General features: G+C 60.3%; 13 protein-coding genes, 1 tRNA gene and 1 pseudogene. 8 read left to right on the top strand and 7 right to left on the bottom strand.

Features of this window, described 5'->3' with window-relative positions; translation table 11 throughout:
- Nucleotides 1–2: 2 nt before the first annotated feature.
- Nucleotides 3–317, bottom strand: coding sequence for a hypothetical protein (locus C463_RS02545; RefSeq protein ID WP_008440824.1), 315 nt, complete (start codon nucleotides 315–317; stop codon nucleotides 3–5).
- A 93-nt stretch (nucleotides 318–410) separates the two neighbouring features.
- On the opposite strand from C463_RS02545, the gene C463_RS02540 reads away from it, so the two are divergent.
- Entirely contained in the window at nucleotides 411–749 is a 339-nt protein-coding gene (locus tag C463_RS02540) for a hypothetical protein (protein ID WP_193365852.1), read from the top strand.
- Between the two features lie 189 nt (nucleotides 750–938).
- Here the strand turns inward: C463_RS02540 and tnpC are convergent, their stop codons facing one another.
- Both tnpC and C463_RS19535 read right to left on the bottom strand, forming a co-directional pair.
- On the bottom strand, nucleotides 939–2,150 hold the full coding sequence (gene tnpC / locus C463_RS19365) for an IS66 family transposase (RefSeq protein WP_239638838.1): 1,212 nt from the start codon (nucleotides 2,148–2,150) through the stop codon (nucleotides 939–941).
- 35 nt (nucleotides 2,151–2,185) lie between these two features.
- Nucleotides 2,186–2,350 (bottom strand): annotated as a pseudogene (locus C463_RS19535) (non-histone chromosomal MC1 family protein); the annotation flags it as partial.
- Nucleotides 2,351–2,671: 321 nt separating this feature from the next.
- Between C463_RS19535 and C463_RS02530 the strand changes: the two are divergent.
- Nucleotides 2,672–3,682: a tyrosine-type recombinase/integrase gene (locus C463_RS02530; protein WP_008440814.1), complete on the top strand. Its 1,011-nt coding sequence runs from the start codon at nucleotides 2,672–2,674 to the stop codon at nucleotides 3,680–3,682.
- A gap of 319 nt (nucleotides 3,683–4,001) precedes the next feature.
- Here the strand turns inward: C463_RS02530 and C463_RS02525 are convergent, their stop codons facing one another.
- Nucleotides 4,002–4,955, bottom strand: coding sequence for a DUF4268 domain-containing protein (locus C463_RS02525; RefSeq protein ID WP_008440813.1), 954 nt, complete (start codon nucleotides 4,953–4,955; stop codon nucleotides 4,002–4,004).
- Nucleotides 4,956–5,321: 366 nt separating this feature from the next.
- On the opposite strand from C463_RS02525, the gene C463_RS02520 reads away from it, so the two are divergent.
- Nucleotides 5,322–6,590, top strand: coding sequence for a Cdc6/Cdc18 family protein (locus C463_RS02520; protein WP_008440812.1), 1,269 nt, complete (start codon nucleotides 5,322–5,324; stop codon nucleotides 6,588–6,590).
- 97 nt (nucleotides 6,591–6,687) lie between these two features.
- Nucleotides 6,688–7,557, top strand: coding sequence for a DNA adenine methylase (locus C463_RS02515; protein WP_008440811.1), 870 nt, complete (start codon nucleotides 6,688–6,690; stop codon nucleotides 7,555–7,557).
- A 15-nt stretch (nucleotides 7,558–7,572) separates the two neighbouring features.
- Here C463_RS02515 and C463_RS02510 read toward each other — a convergent pair whose 3' ends face one another.
- The 3 genes from C463_RS02510 to C463_RS02500 all read right to left on the bottom strand — a co-directional run bounded on the left by C463_RS02510 (nucleotide 7,573) and on the right by C463_RS02500 (nucleotide 10,099).
- A complete protein-coding gene (locus tag C463_RS02510) occupies nucleotides 7,573–8,610 on the bottom strand; it encodes a restriction endonuclease (RefSeq protein WP_008440809.1) in 1,038 nt (345 codons plus the stop codon).
- 71 nt (nucleotides 8,611–8,681) lie between these two features.
- Nucleotides 8,682–9,704: a hypothetical protein gene (locus C463_RS02505; RefSeq protein ID WP_008440808.1), complete on the bottom strand. Its 1,023-nt coding sequence runs from the start codon at nucleotides 9,702–9,704 to the stop codon at nucleotides 8,682–8,684.
- A 322-nt stretch (nucleotides 9,705–10,026) separates the two neighbouring features.
- Nucleotides 10,027–10,099, bottom strand: a tRNA-Arg gene (locus tag C463_RS02500).
- 305 nt (nucleotides 10,100–10,404) lie between these two features.
- Between C463_RS02500 and C463_RS02495 the strand changes: the two genes are divergently transcribed.
- The 4 genes from C463_RS02495 to C463_RS02480 all read left to right on the top strand — a co-directional run bounded on the left by C463_RS02495 (nucleotide 10,405) and on the right by C463_RS02480 (nucleotide 16,168).
- On the top strand, nucleotides 10,405–12,066 hold the full coding sequence (locus tag C463_RS02495; RefSeq protein WP_008440806.1) for a PAS domain-containing protein: 1,662 nt from the start codon (nucleotides 10,405–10,407) through the stop codon (nucleotides 12,064–12,066).
- Nucleotides 12,067–12,166: 100 nt separating this feature from the next.
- Complete coding sequence (rimI, locus tag C463_RS02490) at nucleotides 12,167–12,691, top strand: ribosomal protein S18-alanine N-acetyltransferase (RefSeq protein ID WP_008440804.1); 525 nt, start codon at nucleotides 12,167–12,169, stop codon at nucleotides 12,689–12,691.
- A 73-nt stretch (nucleotides 12,692–12,764) separates the two neighbouring features.
- Nucleotides 12,765–14,564, top strand: a complete 1,800-nt coding sequence (gene pepF / locus C463_RS02485; protein WP_008440802.1) for an oligoendopeptidase F — start codon at nucleotides 12,765–12,767, stop codon at nucleotides 14,562–14,564.
- Between the two features lie 464 nt (nucleotides 14,565–15,028).
- Nucleotides 15,029–16,168, top strand: coding sequence for an aminopeptidase (locus C463_RS02480; RefSeq protein ID WP_008440800.1), 1,140 nt, complete (start codon nucleotides 15,029–15,031; stop codon nucleotides 16,166–16,168).
- The last annotated feature ends 275 nt before the right edge of the window (nucleotides 16,169–16,443 follow it).

The raw sequence follows: 16,443 nt of genomic DNA, 5'->3' as shown, positions 1-16,443 counted from the left end.
GCTCACTTCCAATCGTGCTCGTCGATACCCTCGTAGTGTTTCAGGCGACTATCGATCTCCCAGGCTTCCCAGCCGCACTCGTGGTAGAGGACATCCGCGAGTTCGTTGAAGCGACTCTTGTTGAGTTCGATCCCGCGGTTTCCGCGGTGGGTGATGTAAGGTTCACGTCGAAGGTCTGCGTAGACATCACGCGCAGACGGGTAGTCGCCGTCAATCGCTGAGAGGTTGAGAAGAGCATCCTCGCTGATCGGTGTTCCCCACTTGTGCTTCGCTATCATCGTAGCCAAGAGGGCACACTTCACCGACGGCTTCTCCATATCGCCGGGATGAATCCACTTGTATATAAATTCTGTTAATGACCGTTAACAGTAGCGGAAACACTTATACACACTCAGATGATGTTTCTCTGTATGAGCAGTATGGAACACGCGGACGACCGCGGGGCAAAGAAGGAGCTCCGGAAGGAGCCCCCGAGCGGGTGGCTGTACCTCACGCAGCACGATGCGATCCCGATTCTTGTAGACGCGTTGCTCGATCTCCCACCGAACCGCGAGTTCAACAAGACCGAGCTCGCGGAACATACCGGCGTAACGCGCCAGACCGTCGGAAACTACACCGACCTCCTTCTTGAGGTTGAACTCATCGAGGAAGTTCCGGACACGTCACCACGTCGGTACCGGGTCGCGGACAGCGATGTCGTCCGCGAGCTCTTCAAGCTGAACAGCGCGCTCAACAGCGTCGGCGAATAGCGACTGCCCGCGACGAACGCGCCGAATACTACCAGAAATCTGCTGATCTGTCTATTACAAATGGTAACGAAGTATTCTATCGACACCGCTACTGAACCAATTCTATAGAGACCTGATCCCAATATCTTCTTCAAAAAGACAAATCCGAATTCGGAAGAGGACGACTAAATTAATTGAATATCTAACCAGTCACACATTACGAGCTAGTCGTTGGAGTTCCGTGTAGGGGTTATTACCTTGATGTTTCCAAGTTTTCAAAAGAGTAAAGAAAGTCTCGTGTAATCTCATTCCCTTTTGATTTTGGAGTGTTCGGATTATCCTTCGCATCGCTATTGGTTCACGCAATATAGCCTCCGCTCTATTATTCGTGGGTTCGACATCCGGGTGAACAACGAACGTCAGCCAGTGTCCGATACCATTCTCAAGCATCGTCAGAACGTCATCGGCGTCCCCTGATTGAACTTCAGTCCTCGCTAGTCTTTCCAGTTCTTCACGTGCATTAGTTTGAACGACAATACGCTGAACTGGTGTGGGATCTGTTCGTAAAAAAGACTTCAGGCCCTCGAAAATCTCAAAGAGACGATTATATATTGACCATGCCTCTGTGTCATCATCAGACAGATCATCAGTCCCACGCAGTAGGTGAGTCCAGCATCTTTGCAACCACGAGTGATATGCAGGATATGAGCGGTGACCGTCACAGACGATCACGCCACTGAAAGCGTCCCCAAGAACTTCTTCCAAAACTTCGCTCCCACGACTGTCTCTGAATGCATAGAAAGTTCTATTACCGGTTGTGAATACCCACAACCAACTTTTCGACCCATCGACTAAGTGAGGGGTCTCATCAGCAAAGAGCACATCAGCAGCCTGTATCTGTTTTTGTATATCCTCATATTCGGAACGAGCGGTAGTTGCCATCCGTTCACAGAGGCGTAGGACGCCTGCTCCGCTGATGCTACAGCCGTACAACTGTTCAAATAAATTTGAAATCTTTCGATACGGAATCCGGTACTCGTACCGGAAGAGAACAGCTTGGGCAAGAAGATTAGCACCGTATCGCCCTTTTGAAGGAAGACCTTTCTTTTCAGCAATCACTTCTTCATCGCAGTTCTCACATTCGTAGTAGTAGCGGCTGTGTCGAACGATCGGAGGGTCAGGTACATCTTTGACACCGACAGCTATCTTGAATCCGTCTTCTAATGAACTACCACAATTATCGCACTTACTTTGTGTTATCTTGATTGGCTGGTCAGAAAGTAGAAGAGATATACGGTCATAATCAAATTCTTCTTCTGCTTTTGTAACTGTCTCGACGCATATTTTTTCCACATTAGCTCTCGTGACATGATTTCCGAGCCACTCAGGGTCATGTTGAGTTTTTTCTCCTGCCAAGTCCACGCCTCATACACATGGATCTTGATAGTCCCATGTTCTCGAAGACGTATTCGCTCCGAGCTTGTCATAGCCTCCTCCTCAGTCTCTGATGGGTCAAGTCGCCGAGCAGCTTTTAATGCGGCCTGTCTCGGAGTGTTTGCTCTAAAAATACTGGCTTGTTCGGCATCCACTCTGAGGGCAAATTTCCGTTTGTTGCCAGTCATAAGTTGATTCTCGTTAACTAATGATACACTAAATAATCAAACACAGGTCGTGTCCAAACTCGTTTAGAGATTTCAATCGGCGATTGATTTTCTCAACCTACACCAGTTTGGATGTACGCGAACCCCACCGATGGACCACAGGACGATCACCTATCGAACGAAAGCACGCGCCTCGCAGTATTATAGTGTTTACCCCGACGCAGTCATGCGATTAGAACCATACAGGCGCGACGGGATAGCGGTCGCAGCATGAGAAAGTTGGTAATTCGCTGAACGGGTGTCGAAGGCCGCGCCCTCGTGTGGTTCGAGACCGATCGAACCATGGAACTCGAACCAATCGACCCCGAAACGGCGCTCAAGCTGTATATCGCGGAGAAAGAGACCTCGGTTGCGGACGCGACTGTCGTCTCTCACAAGTCTCGTCTGAGTTTCCTGCTCAGATGGTGTGAGGAGCGCGAGATAGAGAACCTGAACGAGCTGACCGGGCGAAGACTTCAGGAGTTCCGACTCTGGCGGCGCAACGTCGGCGACCTCACGAAGGTGAGCGAGAAGACCCAGATGGACACGCTACGCGTCTTCGTGAAGTGGCTAGAGTCAATCGACGCTGTTGAGCAGAATCTCCATAAGAAAGTCCTCTCGCCGGATATCACATCCCAAGAGAATAGTCGCGATGTGATGCTCGAAACTGACGACGCCGAAGCGATGCTCGCGTACCTCGAGCGATATGAGTACGCCTCAATCAACCACGTGACTGCGACGCTCCTGTGGCACACGATGCTTCGGATGGGCTCTGTACGAGCGCTCGACGTTGAGGACTACGATCCAGAGGAGCAGTCACTCCGGCTCCGGCATCGACCTCGTACTGACACGCCACTCAAGAACAAACAAGAAGGCGAGCGAATCATCGCCGTCTCAGGCGAGGTCTGTCTCGTTCTCGACGACTGGATCCGTGAACAACGGCCTGAAGTTACGGACGACTACGGTCGAAACCCCCTTCTCACGACAAGAAACGGGCGGGTTGCGAAGTCTACCCTCCGAACGTACTGCTACCAGATGACTCGTCCGTGTGAGTACGGCGAAGGGTGTCCGCACGATCGTGATACTGCCGATTGTGAAGCCCTAGAGACGGGCGGCGCATCGAAGTGCCCGTCTAGTGTTAGTCCGCATCCGTTCCGTCGTGGCGCAATCACGTACTACCTACAGAGTGACGTTCCCGAAACGGTGGTTGGCGACCGGGCGAACGTGACGCCCGACATCATCGACCAGCACTACGACCAGCGCTCGCAGAAAGAGAAGATGGAACAACGGAGGGGATACCTCGACGATATATAGGGACATTCTGCTCTGTTGAATCCGATGACGGCACGGGGTTCGCGATCTCTGAAGTCACGATAATCTCACTTTTTGTCGTCAAGGAGGTGGATCGNCCCAGCTATCTCGATCTTCTCCCCCTCTACCAAGAGTACATCTCTGAATTCTCTTGGCAGCGCACCTGACCCGAGTACAGAGTGACCCGATACCGACGCCTTCTGCGGATTCAACAGAGCAGTGTGATTCAAGATAGAACCCGGGGGAGGGGGGTGCGTCCGACAAACCGTTTAGGATGGGAGGGACCTACACAGCGAGTTCGTTACACCAGTAGGATCAGCGATCAGTCGGAGCCGAGAGCGGAAAGACGTGGCTCGAACTCCTCCTGAAAGTCGTCCATCGCATCTACTCCCCAGTCGATCAGGTAGTCTCGTTGGTCGGCAGTCAGCTCAGTGATCGTTCCGTCAAGATCTTCTGGCTGCTTGATCCGAGAGGCTTGTTTCTCGGGCAACCGTTCCCACGCTAACTCGACGCCCAAGCTCGACTCAATATCGGCCTGTTCCCGTTTCAGCGCCTCGAATATCTCCTCGCTGCGTTCCTTATCTGACGTGGAGATGTACAGTTCGACGGAGAACTCCGGTCCCTGATGGAACGCCCATCCGAATCGAACTCCAGAAATACCAGCGCTGAACGTCAGATAGCTCCGAGGACCGGGTTTGAGCTTGTACCAGTTCGGACGTCGCTGCGAGTACGCCTCGACCATCGCAGTGAAGAACTGACGGTAGCTCTGTTCTAAGTCGGAAAGCGACTCGTTGCTAACCTCCCGTTCCCATTCGTTTGGCTCAACGACAATTTCGAACTCGAAACCGCGCTCCTCGGATCCCCCGATACTCACGATGCGGGGTCTGATCGCGAAGAACTTCGCGCCTTTCGGCCCGGTTTCGTTCAGCCATTCGAGGACGCTCCGGTGCTCCGGCCGGAACTCCTCGGCGAGCCACATCGTGAACCCGGCGTTCTTTCCGGACGAGTACGTCAGGAGTTTCCCTAAGTGGTCGTGGTCCGTCCGGTTGTATTGGTTCTCGATGACCACGGTCTCGCCCGTGTTCATCTCCCGTGCGACGATATCGGCCGAAAAGTCGCCGACAGCTTCCTCCGCTCGTGCGTCCTCGATCTCTATCCCCAACTCCGACGCGAGCAGGTCGATGTTCTCCGTCAACCACTGCGTGAAGTCTCGCTCCTCGTTTTCCCATACCGAGCGGAGGTCGTGCTCGCGGATTCGCGAGACGTTTCGGGTCATAGACGTTCGTCTCCGGGAGTTTTGATAAAATGTTGTGCGTCGATTGTTCCCGATGCGTCGTTCGCTGCGGTCCGTTGCCGGACGCACCCCCCTCCCAGGGTCGCGCGGTCCTAAGCCGACGAATACGAGTGTCGTATCGTGTACGGAGCGGTTCTGGGATCGTGGCTCGTTGTGAGGACACTGGAGGGATAGCCGAGCGTCTCAGCAGTTTGCCGGACGCCCCCCCCTCCGTCCCCCGCTGCCACCCAAAGTACAATAGAGTCGGGAGAGAGTTGGTTGTGAATTTCAGGACGCACACCCGTATCTCAGACAGGAAGACATGTAGGACACGGGGGTTTTATATGTGATAGCTGAAAACGAGGGCGTATGAAGGCGTTCGGCGACGAGGACACGATCTTCGAGGATATGGACGTCCTCAACCCTAACGAGCAGACGTATCAGCCCGAGTCGCTGCCGGAGCGCGAGGTCGAACTCGATCAGATCCACTCCGCCCTCCGTCCGGCGACGATGGGCTCGACGCCGCTCAACCTGATCGTATACGGTCAATCCGGGCAGGGGAAGACCGTCGGAATCCGCCTCAAGACCGACCAGCTCCAGGAGTATGCCGACGATTCCGAGATGGACCTCACCGTGGTACACATTCGCTGTAAGGGCATGGACGGGTCCTACCACGTCCTGACACATCTCGTAAAGCGACTCCGTGAGAAACGGTTCGGCCCCGGTGAGGAACTCCCGAGCGGACACCAGCGGAAGACGCTCCTCAACATGGTGATCGAGAATCTAGAGCAGGTCGGCGGGACGGTCATCGTCGTCCTCGACGAGATCGATGCCATCGGCGACGACGACTACATCCTCTACGAACTCCCGCGGTCGAATCCGGACGGAGTCCGTCTCTCGCTAATCGGTATCACGAACGACCTCCAATTCCGCGAGAACCTTGACGCCGACGTCCGGTCGAGCCTCGGGGAAGACGAAGTCCGCTTCGAGCCGTACGACGCCGATCAGCTCCGTAACATTCTCGCACGGCGTGCCGTCGGTGCCCTTCGAGACACGCATTTCGAGGACGATATCGAGGACTATCAGCATCTCCGAAGCGAGATCCTGAGCGACGACACGATCCCGCTTGCCGCGGCGTTAGGTGCGCAAGATACGGGAGACGCTCGCGAGGCGATCCGTCTGCTGTTCCGTGCGACCCGGTTCGCCGACGATAGGGGTGAGGCAACCGTTACAGAGGAGCACGTGCGCGAGGCACGGGACTTCCTTGAGACGAAGGCCATCGAGTCGGGGATCCAGACGCTCCCGAATCAACGAATGCTCGCGCTCATGGCGGTTACGTACCACGGGATACACGGCGACACGCCCGTGACGACGACGCCGATCTACACCCAGTACAAGACCTTCTGTGAGTACGCGGACGTGAACGCCCTCTCGAATCGGCGATTCCGTGACCGACTCAACGATCTCGCCGATACGAACGTGCTCAACAAGCGACAGGGACGGGGTCGTGGCGACGAGAATCAGTATTCGCTGGCGGTTGAGCTTGACACGGCGCTCGAGAACCTCCCGAAGGAATCGGAGCGTCTGGGGGATGTTGCAAAGATTCTCCGAGAACAGGGTGGTGTTGCGGGTAACTAACTCCCAAGCGCCATCTCAACAAGGTTGATCAAGTACCGAGATAGACTGCTACTCTAACGAGACAGCTTTTTGCTAATACCGGGGAGATCTATATTGAATGGTGGAGCCGATCTTAAAATGGGCGGGTGGGAAGCGCCAGCTTCTCTCAGAAATCACGGCGCTGTTTCCGACCACATATGAGGCGTATCACGAACCGTTCGTGGGAGGTGGTGCTGTCTTTTTTGATCAGGATCCTGATAATGGAACGATCAACGATCTGAACACGCAGTTAACTACTTTTTATGAGATCGTTCGAGACCAACCGGACGACCTTATTGCCGAGAACAAGACACACGAGCATACGGAAGAATACTACTATAACGCTCGCTCGGAGTTCAATACTCTCCTTACACAGTCGACTCCAACACAGGACGAGCGAGTCCGCGAGGCGAGCTTACTTTTATATTTAAATCGGACATGTTTCAACGGATTGTATCGGGAGAACAGTAATGGCGAATTCAATGTCTCTTTCGGACGATATTCGAATCCAGATTGGATACAAGAGCAGCGAATTCGAAAGACATCGCGCGTTCTCCAAGACACGGCAGTGTTCAATACGGATTTCAGCTACGTCGTCGATGAGGCTTCTAGTGGCGACCTTGTGTACTTTGATCCCCCGTACGAACCGGTGTCGAAAACCGCGGATTTCAATTCATATCAGGCGGGTGGATTTGACCGAGAGGACCAACGCCGACTTCGTAATGTCGTGATAGAACTCACGGAAATGGATGTTTCCGTGATTCTCTCTAATTCGCCCCCGGTCACGGAATTATACGAAGGCCACGATGTGTTCTCGATCAGATACGTAGACGCCACTCGCGCGATAAATAGCGATGCCGGTAGTCGGGGGGAGGTCTCGGAAGTGCTCATTACGAACGTTCCGGCAGATGAGCAGCGGCGAAAGACTCTCTCCGACTTTACTGAATGAACTGTCGAAGATCGCTCAACGTGGCGTTGAGGCTAGAACGTATTGTTGCTCGGATCCTCGACCGCTCGTCGTGATTTCAGGGAGGCGGACAAGCCACTGTCCAACGGTTCGGGCACGTCGACGAGTGGTTGAATCCGAGAGATCTGTTTCGGCTGCGAGGATCTCCGTAATATCACGTCGGGAGAGAGTACCGTCTTCTTCTAGTTGAGTGTATACACGGGAGATGATCTCGACATCACGGATCTGCTGTGTGAGGAGGTTATCCGCGGATTCTCGATTGCCACGATCGAGGTACGTGAGGTATTCCTCACCGAGCCGAGTGAGTCCCCAATGACGGATCGTATGGTTGTCGATTTCGATCTCCTGGTCTTTGTGAAGAAACTGAAGAAGCCACGCGGCAATACCGTAATAATCCGCTTGCCGCGGATCGAACGTGTCTGTATCCGTCTGTCTCCGAACGTATTCTGCGATATCGGGTTTGATATCAGAACCCGTTCCAACCGCTCGGATGACAGTGCGTATTACGTCAAAATTGTCCGCTTGTGGGACCTCTAGCGGCGGGATTGAGTCGGTTCGCTCCGGCTTCTTGAACGCACTCCAGAACGTGGGATCCAGTTCGTATGATTCGTCGTCTGTAACGACGCCGATACTGCTCTCGATCATGATGTCCGTGAGCCGGTCACCGTCGATCAGCCGGATGAAATCTTGGTTTGCGCTTGTCTCTGCTCCGGACGTGAACGATGATGTTGTGATCACCGTTCCGATATGATACTGTTGTTCTGAGAGTGCACCTTTAAATCCGCGGAGGGTACGGGCGCCGACGGTGTTACCGGTAGTGTATTGCTTTGCTTGTACGCCGAGCCGTGCGTGGAACAGTTCTCGATCGATGACTGCATGAATATCGATACCACCATCGCCGCGGAACGGTGTTAGCTCGAGTTCACGAGTTGGCTCTGCCCGCTCGATCACCATTTTACAGAGCTGTTCAAACTGCTCGTGATCGATCTGTAACCCCCTATCAAGCAGTTCCTCTTTTGCCGTCGATACTTTCATTCAAGATCGAAGTTTTCACGGCTGGATAAAAATCCTCTCGCCAGAGCAACCAGTACGTTACAGTGGTTGGATCAGTCTTGTGTTGAGAGATCTAGCTCCGAATACTCGTACGTGTAGCACTTGACCCCATTCTCCTCACAATGCTTCGCAAGCTTTCCTGGCGAGATGTCCTCTGCCCCGAAGTCACCCAAGAATGCGACTGTCACGTTGTTATCGCTGCGCTCTTCGGAGCCTTCGACCACGACGGCTACGTTCGGATCGTTGTGGCTGGGTTTGATTACCTTGTCACCCATCACATATGGATTCTCCGCGAAGGCGAGATTCTCGTGTTTGTACGTCCAGAGCTTGATGTCTTGGTCGTCACAGTACGACGCGAGGATCGCGGGGTGATAGTCGCGCCACGTACCCGGTCCTTCATCGAGCGAACTCGGGAACGCGACCCGCACCGCTTCCCCGTCCATTTCGTGCCCGAACGCTCCGGTGTTCTGCTCCGGGGGCAGTACCTCGACAACGATCCCAACCGACGGCTCTGAGTCGCCGGCTTTCACCACTCGATCCCCCGGTGAGAACGGATTCTCCGGCTTCTGATTCATGTGGGCGGTGTTTGGCCCAAGATCAAGCAGCTCGTTCATCGGTCGAGCCGCGAGATGGTCGAGTTTCTCCGGGGAGTCGCCGGAGAAGGCCGCCTCCGTTTCGACCTTCGACTTCAGGGTCTCGAGGCGCTCCCACCCGAGTAGCATCAGACTGTCCTCGTTGTCCCGGTGCCAGACCATCACCACGATGTCGTCGTCGGGGTCCCGTTCGACCAGCGACTCGGGAAGAAAGGCAGAGACGTCTCGTGAGGATTTCACGTCGACCGTGTAGCCGAACACCTCGAAGTCGTGTCCGGAGAAGCTCTCGGGGTTACACCGCCGGATCGCCTCTTCGTTTTCCCACTCCCACATCTCGACGGGGAGATACTCGCGACAGAATTGCTCGAACGCGAGCTCACCGAGGTTCCCGATGCGCTTGACGTCCAGGTCGTCGGCTCCCTGAATGACCGCTTGGTGGTGGGATCGCTCGTGATCGATTTCGTCCGGGGAGAACCGATACATTAGTTGAGTATCAGACACCGGATAGATATATTTTCAGTATTAATTATCAAATCAAAGAAAGAGAGGGCGAAAGAGCGTCGCGATTCCGGCCCCCGACGAGAGCGGCTGATTAATCGTGAAACCTCGAGCTACACTGGCCTAGCACGACGAAACCACCAACCACCCAAAGGACTTTATCACGGCTCCATCACATGTATTTCACGAATCGCACGAAGGCGACGACCCCCGTCACGCTGCGTGACGAACTCAAGACCGTCACTGGGGGTTCGACTTATATACACCCGGCCGCCGTCCTGTCAATTTGCCCCGTCAGAAAACGTGACGGGCGCGACGGGATTTGAACCCGCGGCATCTTGGTCCGGAACCAAGTGCTCTGTCCGCTGAGCTACGCGCCCTCACGACCGGATATCCGCGGCGACCGCTTAACGCTTCTGACTCGGATCGTCGTCAGATGGCGACCGCGGGTCGGCCTGCCACTCGAAGGCGTCGGCGTCGACCCCGAAGTCGTCGGTCCCGCCGTCGGTGCGGGCCCGCGGGGACAACCTCTCGCGGGACGACTTTTCGCGAACTGCGATGGAAACGGGGCCCCGCCGGCCGCGCCGGGCCCGGATCCGTCCGTCGTCCGCCCTGAATTATCACGTGTGATTCCGCCGGGGCGCGGTTTTATCATCCCGCGTCCGTACGGTCGGTAGAGCCGACGGTGACCCACCGGCCATCCGACACGTCGACGCCGGGCGGCAGCGTCGACGAGGGCGACCCTCCCGAGACCGACGGCCGAGCCGCGGCCGACCCCGCGACCGCCGACGCGGAGCGCGCGCCTCGATCGGAGGGGCACGCCGACGCCGGTCGGTCCCCGACTCCGGCCATCGACGCCGGCCGAGCGTCCGGCGACCTCGACGCGACGCCCGTGGAGGGGTGGTCGCGCCCGGTCGAACCCGACCGCTTCCTGCTCGCCGTCTCCGTGGACGGCGAGGTGCTGTTCGCCGGGCCGTCGGCGCCCGACGTCGTCGGCGTGGCGCGCGACGCGCTCGTCGAGAGCGACCTCCTCGACCGCGTCCACCCGAGCGACAGCGAACCGGTTGCCGACGCGCTGTCCGCGGTCGCGACGAGCCGGACGGTCACCCACCGCATCCGCCGCGCGAGCGGGGGGTACGCGTGGGTCGAGTCCGTCGTCGACGAGGAGCTCGCCCCGCAGTTCGGCGGCCGGATCGTCACGGTCCGACGGGCCGACGTCGACCGCACCTTCCCGGAGCGCTACCGCGCCTTCCTCGAGTACGGCAGCGACCTCGTCACCGTCGTCGGCGGCGACGGCCTCGTCGTCTACGAGAGCCCCTCCGTCGCGGAGGTGCTCGGCTACGAACAGGGGTCGACAGTCGGGCGCTCGCCGCTCGGGTACGTCCATCCGGACGACCGCGAACGCATGACCGAGCGGTTCTACCGCGCGCTCAACGAGCCCGACGCGACGCCCACGCTGGAGTATCGCTACCGCACCGCCGACGGCGACTGGGTCTGGCTGGAGTCGCACACGCGGTCGCTGCCGGCCGAGAGCCCCGTCGGCGAACTGCTCATCAACTCCCGCGACGTCAGCGCGCGGAAGGCCCGTGAGCGGCGGCTCACCGACCGCAACGAGCGGCTCGACCGCTTCGCGAGCATCGTCTCGCACGACCTGCGGAACCCGCTGTCCGTGATCCGCGGCTCCATCGAGATGGCGCGGCTGCGCGAGGAGACGGATCCACTCGAACGCGGCGAGCGCGCGGTCGACCGGATCGACCAGCTCGTCTCGGAGCTGCTCACCCTCGCGCGACAGGGGACCGGGATGGACGAGCCCGCGGAGTTCGCGCTCGCGAGCGTCGCCCGCGACGCCTGGGAGACCGCCGCCGAGGGTGACGCCGACGCGGAGCTGGTCGTCACCGGCGACGCACAGGTGTACGGCGACCGGGGACGGATGCGACAGGCCCTCGCGAACCTGTTTCGCAACGCGACGGAACACGCGACGCCGGCCGCCTCCGAAACGGACAGCGAAGAGCCCTGCGACGCGGCCGACGACCTCACCGTCCTCGTCACCGCCACGGACGAGGGGTTCCTCGTCGCGGACGACGGGACGGGGATAGACCCCGACGACCGGGAGTCGGTGTTCGAGTCGGGGTTCACCACCCGAGCGGACGGAACGGGGTACGGGCTCGACATCGTCCGCGGGGTCGTCGAGTCACACGGGTGGCGGGTGGAGCTGCGAGGGCCCGCGGACGGTCCCATCAGCCTCGCCGACGGGCGGCGGCTCCGGCCGCCCGAGGGCGCCTGCTTCGAGGTGTGCGCCCCCGGCCCGTCCGCCGCCGACCCCGACGAGCCTTGGATAGACGGGTGAGGGAGGCGGTTCGTCGGCGTCGTCGCCCCACCGACCCGGTGCGGCCGCTGTCGACCCGCCGACCCGGCGCGTTTATTCCCCGTGGCCCGCAAGCCGACCCGTGAGCGTCGCCGACGTCACGATCCGACGGGCCGACCGCGCCGACCTCCTCGCGGTGGTCCGGATCGAGCGCGCCTGCTTCTCGGACCCGTGGCCGTACGACGCCTTCGAGCGCCTGCTGGACGAGCCGGCGTTCCTCGTCGCCGAACGCGCGGGCGCGGTCGTCGGGTTCGTCGTCGCCGACCGGACGCCGAACCACGGCCGCGACATCGGCCACGTCAAGGACCTGGCCGTCCACCCCGACGCCCGCGGCGAGGGGATCGGCCGGACCCTGCTCCGCTCGGCGCTGGCCCGACTGCGCGCGACCGGCGTGGCCGTCGTCCGACTGGAGGTGCGCGAGGGGAACGACCCCGCGCGGTCGCTGTACGCCGACGAGGGGTTCGAACCGATCCGGCGGGTCGGCGGCTACTACCGCGACGGCGAGGACGCGCTCGTGCTCGTCGTCGACCTCGCGGCGTGGGCCGACGGGAACGGGGCCGGCGGCGGAACGGGGTCGAGCGGCGACGACGACGGTAAGTCGAGGTAACGCACCGCACGCCTATCGGCTCGCCGCGCGGGGTTTGCCAAGGCTTAGTGTCGGGGAGGCCGACCGAAACCGTATGAGTTCGGTTCCCGAGCGGTCCGAGATCGACACCGAGTACAAGTGGGACCTCGACGGCATCTACGCCGACGACGGGGCGTGGGAGTCGGCCTACGAAACGGTTTCCGACCGGATCGACGAGCTGACCGCCTACGAGGGGCGCGCGACCGAGGACGCCGCCACCCTCCTCGAACTGCTCGAACTGCGCGAGGAGATCTTCCGCGAGCTCCAGCAGGTGATGACGTACGCCCGACTCCGCAGCGCCGAGGACACGCGGAACCAAGAGTACCAAGCGATGTCCGCGAAGGCGTCGTCGCTGGGCTCCGAGGCGTCGAGCGCGATCTCCTACCTCGAACCGGAGCTACAGACGCTGACCGAGGGGGACGTCGCCGACTTCGTCGACGACGAGCCCGCCCTCGCCGAGTACGAGCACTACCTCGACGACGTGTTGCGGAAGAAGCCGCACACGCGGTCGAGCGAGGTCGAGGAGGTGCTCGCGGACCTCTCCGAGGTCACCGACGCGCCGAGCGAGATCTACTCGATGCTGACGAACGCCGACATGAGCTACGGCGTCGTCGAGGACCCCGACGGCGAGGAGGTCGAGATCACGCAGGCGAACTTCACGAAGCTCCAGACGAACCCGGACCGCGAGTTCCGCGAGCGCGTCCACGAGACCTTCTACGACGAGTGGGCCGACGTGCGCAACACGGTCGGCACGTCGCTGGAGAAGGCCGTCCGCGAGCACGTCACGAGCGCCGAGATCCGGGACTACGACTCCGCGCGCGCCGCCGCGCTCGACGGCTCGAACGTCCCCGTCGAGGTGTACGACACGCTCGTCGACACGGTCGACGACAACCTCGACGTGCTCCACCGCCACGCCGAGCTGAAGGAGGAAGCGCTCGGCGTCGACCAGCTACAGAGCCACGACCTCTACATGTCGCTGACGGGCGACCAGGGCCCCGACGTGGAGTACGAGCAGGCCCGCGAGTGGGTGATCGAGGCGGTCGCGCCGCTGGGCGACGCGTATCAGGAGCGGCTGGCCGAGGGGCTCGACTCGCGCTGGGTCGACGTGTACGAGAACCGCGGGAAGCGCTCGGGCGCGTTCTCCTCGGGCACGTACGACACCCAACCGTACATCATGATGAACTACCAGGACGACATCGCCTCGATGTTCACGCTGGCCCACGAGCTCGGCCACTCGATGCACTCGGAGCTGGCGGGCGACGCGCAGCCGTGGCACGACGCGAGCTACGAGATCTTCGTCGCGGAGATCGCCTCGACGGTCAACGAGACCCTGCTCACCCACCACCTGCTCGACACCGTCGAGGACGACGAGCTCCGCACCCACGTCCTCGACGAGTACCTCGAACGCTTCCGTTCCACCCTCTTCCGCCAGACGATGTTCGCGACGTTCGAACAGGCGATCCACGAGCGCGTGGAGGCCGGCGACGCGCTCACCCCCGACGCGTTCGACGAGATCTACGGCGACCTGAAGGGCGACTACTACGCGCCCGCCGAGCTCACGGGCGGCATCGAGCGCGAGTGGCAGCGCATCCCGCACTTCTACTACGACTTCTACGTGTACCAGTACGCGACCGGCATCTCCGCCGCGGCCGCCATCGTCGAGCGCGTCCTCGACGAGGGCGACGAGGCCGCCGCCGACTACCGCGAGATGCTGAAGGCGGGCGGCTCGGAGTACCCGCTCGACGTCGTCGAACTCGCCGGCATCGACATGGCCTCGCCCGACCCGATCGAGTCCGCGGTCGGCGTCTACGACGACTACCTCGACGAGATCGCGGCGCTGCTCGACTTGGAGTAGATCGCTCGACTGCGATCTGTCGGACGCTCTTTTAGAAGCGGAACCGCGGTGGCGCGTGCCGGCGAGCAGCCGGCAGGCTGCGAGTCGCACGCGCGAGGGAGTCGGTGGTTCGGAGCGAAGCGGAGAACCACCGACGAGGCTGGGGAGGTGTGAGGCTGCGGTCGGGTGGGACTCAAAGGGGCAGTCGCGAGGGCGGCGCAGGCGACGCAAGCACCGCAGGGAGCGAGCAGTGCGAGCGACCGAGGCGCGCAGCGAGCGTGCGCCGCCCTCGCGACTGGGGCTTTGAAGCAGGTAGCGGCGGGAACAATCACGTACGGCCGAGCGACTGGGGCTTTGATGATGGTATTCGCAGGGTCGACGAAACAAGCAGCCGATGCGTCGGCGAGGGTTGTCGTGCCCTCGACGATGGATTGCTAGTAAGCGTCCCGGCACCGATTTATCGCTCCCCCGCCACACATCGCGTAATGGACGAACGCGTACGCGAACACGCCGAGGTGCTCGTCGACTGGAGCGCGCGGGTCGAGGCCGGCGACGACGTGGTCGTCAGCGTCGCGGAAGACGCCCACGAACTGGGGGTCGCGGTCGCCGAGGCGCTCGGTGAGCGGGGCGCGAACGTGACGACGCTGTACGGCTCCGCGGAACTCTCCCGCGCCTATTTAAAAGGCGTCGAGGCCGAGGTCGACGGCGACGTCGACGCGGACGACTTCGACGCCGACCCCGCGGTCGACCGCGCGATGTTCGAGGCCGCCGACGCCTACCTCCGGATCGGCGGCGGGCGCAACACCACCGCGAGCGCCGACGTCGACCGCCCGACGCGGCAGGCGCACGCGAAGGCGCGGCAGGGCGTCCGCGAGGCGCGGATGGACACCGACTGGGTGTCGACGGTCCACCCGACGCGGAGCCTCGCCCAGCAGGCCGGGATGGCCTACGAGGAGTATCAGGAGTTCGTCTACGACGCGGTCCTCCGCGACTGGGAGGCGCTCGCCGAGGAGATGGCACGGATGAAAGGCGTCCTCGACGACGGCAAAGCGGTCCGGATCGTCACCGAGCGCGACGGCGCGCCCGACACCGACGTGACGATGTCGATCGCCGGCCGCACCGCGGTGAACTCCGCGGCCTCCGTCGCGTACGACTCCCACAACCTCCCGTCGGGCGAGGTGTTCACCGCGCCGTACGACACGGAGGGCGAGGCCTTCTTCGACGTGCCGATGACCATCGACGCGACGCGCGTCCGGAACGTTCACCTGATCTTCGAGGGCGGCGAGGTCGTCGACTTCTCGGCCGAGGCGGGCGAGGACGCGCTCGCGGACATCCTCGACACCGACGAGGGCGCCCGGCGGCTGGGGGAACTCGGCATCGGGATGAACCGCGGCATCGACCGGTTCACTGACTCGATCCTCTTCGACGAGAAGATGGGCGACACCGTCCACCTCGCGGTCGGCCGTGCCTACGACGCCTGCCTGCCCGAGGGCGAGTCCGGCAACGACAGCGCGGTCCACGTCGACATGATCACCGACGTGAGCGCCGACTCGCGGATGGAAGTCGACGGCGAGGTCGTCCAGCGGAACGGGACGTTCCGGTGGGAGGACGGGTTCGAAGAGTAGGTCGGGAGGACGATAGCTCGACGAGAGAACGAGAGACCGTCGGCTCTGTTGAGATCCTCAACTGGTGATATGTTCTCAGTATGTTGCTGAATACAGAGCGCGAATGGGGTACAAACTGAGTCCGATCTACTGGAAGGAGTGATCGGTCAGTATAGGTGAAGCACATATTCTCTGATTAGAACGACAAGGTACGACCGGCAGATATATAATCTCTTGTAAGGGTCGGATATCACAATGGAGGTCAAGCCGATGGAGATTTTTTCTGAGTCAAGAGG

The sequence above is a fragment of the Halorubrum californiense DSM 19288 genome, from assembly GCF_000336875.1.
Lineage (GTDB): Archaea > Halobacteriota > Halobacteria > Halobacteriales > Haloferacaceae > Halorubrum > Halorubrum californiense.
The sequence above is the reverse complement of the archived record's forward strand: the minus strand, read 5'-3'. Positions and strand labels throughout refer to the sequence as shown.

Bases quoted from the DNA above. Each gene is read 5' to 3' on its own strand.
- C463_RS02545 (WP_008440824.1), bottom strand. From the start codon at position 317: ATGGAGAAGCCGTCGGTGAAGTGTGCCCTCTTGGCTACGATGATAGCG.
- C463_RS02540 (WP_193365852.1), top strand. From the start codon at position 411: ATGAGCAGTATGGAACACGCGGACGACCGCGGGGCAAAGAAGGAGCTC.
- C463_RS02530 (WP_008440814.1), top strand. From the start codon at position 2,672: ATGGAACTCGAACCAATCGACCCCGAAACGGCGCTCAAGCTGTATATC.
- C463_RS02525 (WP_008440813.1), bottom strand. From the start codon at position 4,955: ATGACCCGAAACGTCTCGCGAATCCGCGAGCACGACCTCCGCTCGGTA.
- C463_RS02520 (WP_008440812.1), top strand. From the start codon at position 5,322: ATGAAGGCGTTCGGCGACGAGGACACGATCTTCGAGGATATGGACGTC.
- C463_RS02515 (WP_008440811.1), top strand. From the start codon at position 6,688: ATGGTGGAGCCGATCTTAAAATGGGCGGGTGGGAAGCGCCAGCTTCTC.
- C463_RS02510 (WP_008440809.1), bottom strand. From the start codon at position 8,610: ATGAAAGTATCGACGGCAAAAGAGGAACTGCTTGATAGGGGGTTACAG.
- C463_RS02505 (WP_008440808.1), bottom strand. From the start codon at position 9,704: ATGTATCGGTTCTCCCCGGACGAAATCGATCACGAGCGATCCCACCAC.
- pepF (WP_008440802.1), top strand. From the start codon at position 12,765: ATGAGTTCGGTTCCCGAGCGGTCCGAGATCGACACCGAGTACAAGTGG.
- C463_RS02480 (WP_008440800.1), top strand. From the start codon at position 15,029: ATGGACGAACGCGTACGCGAACACGCCGAGGTGCTCGTCGACTGGAGC.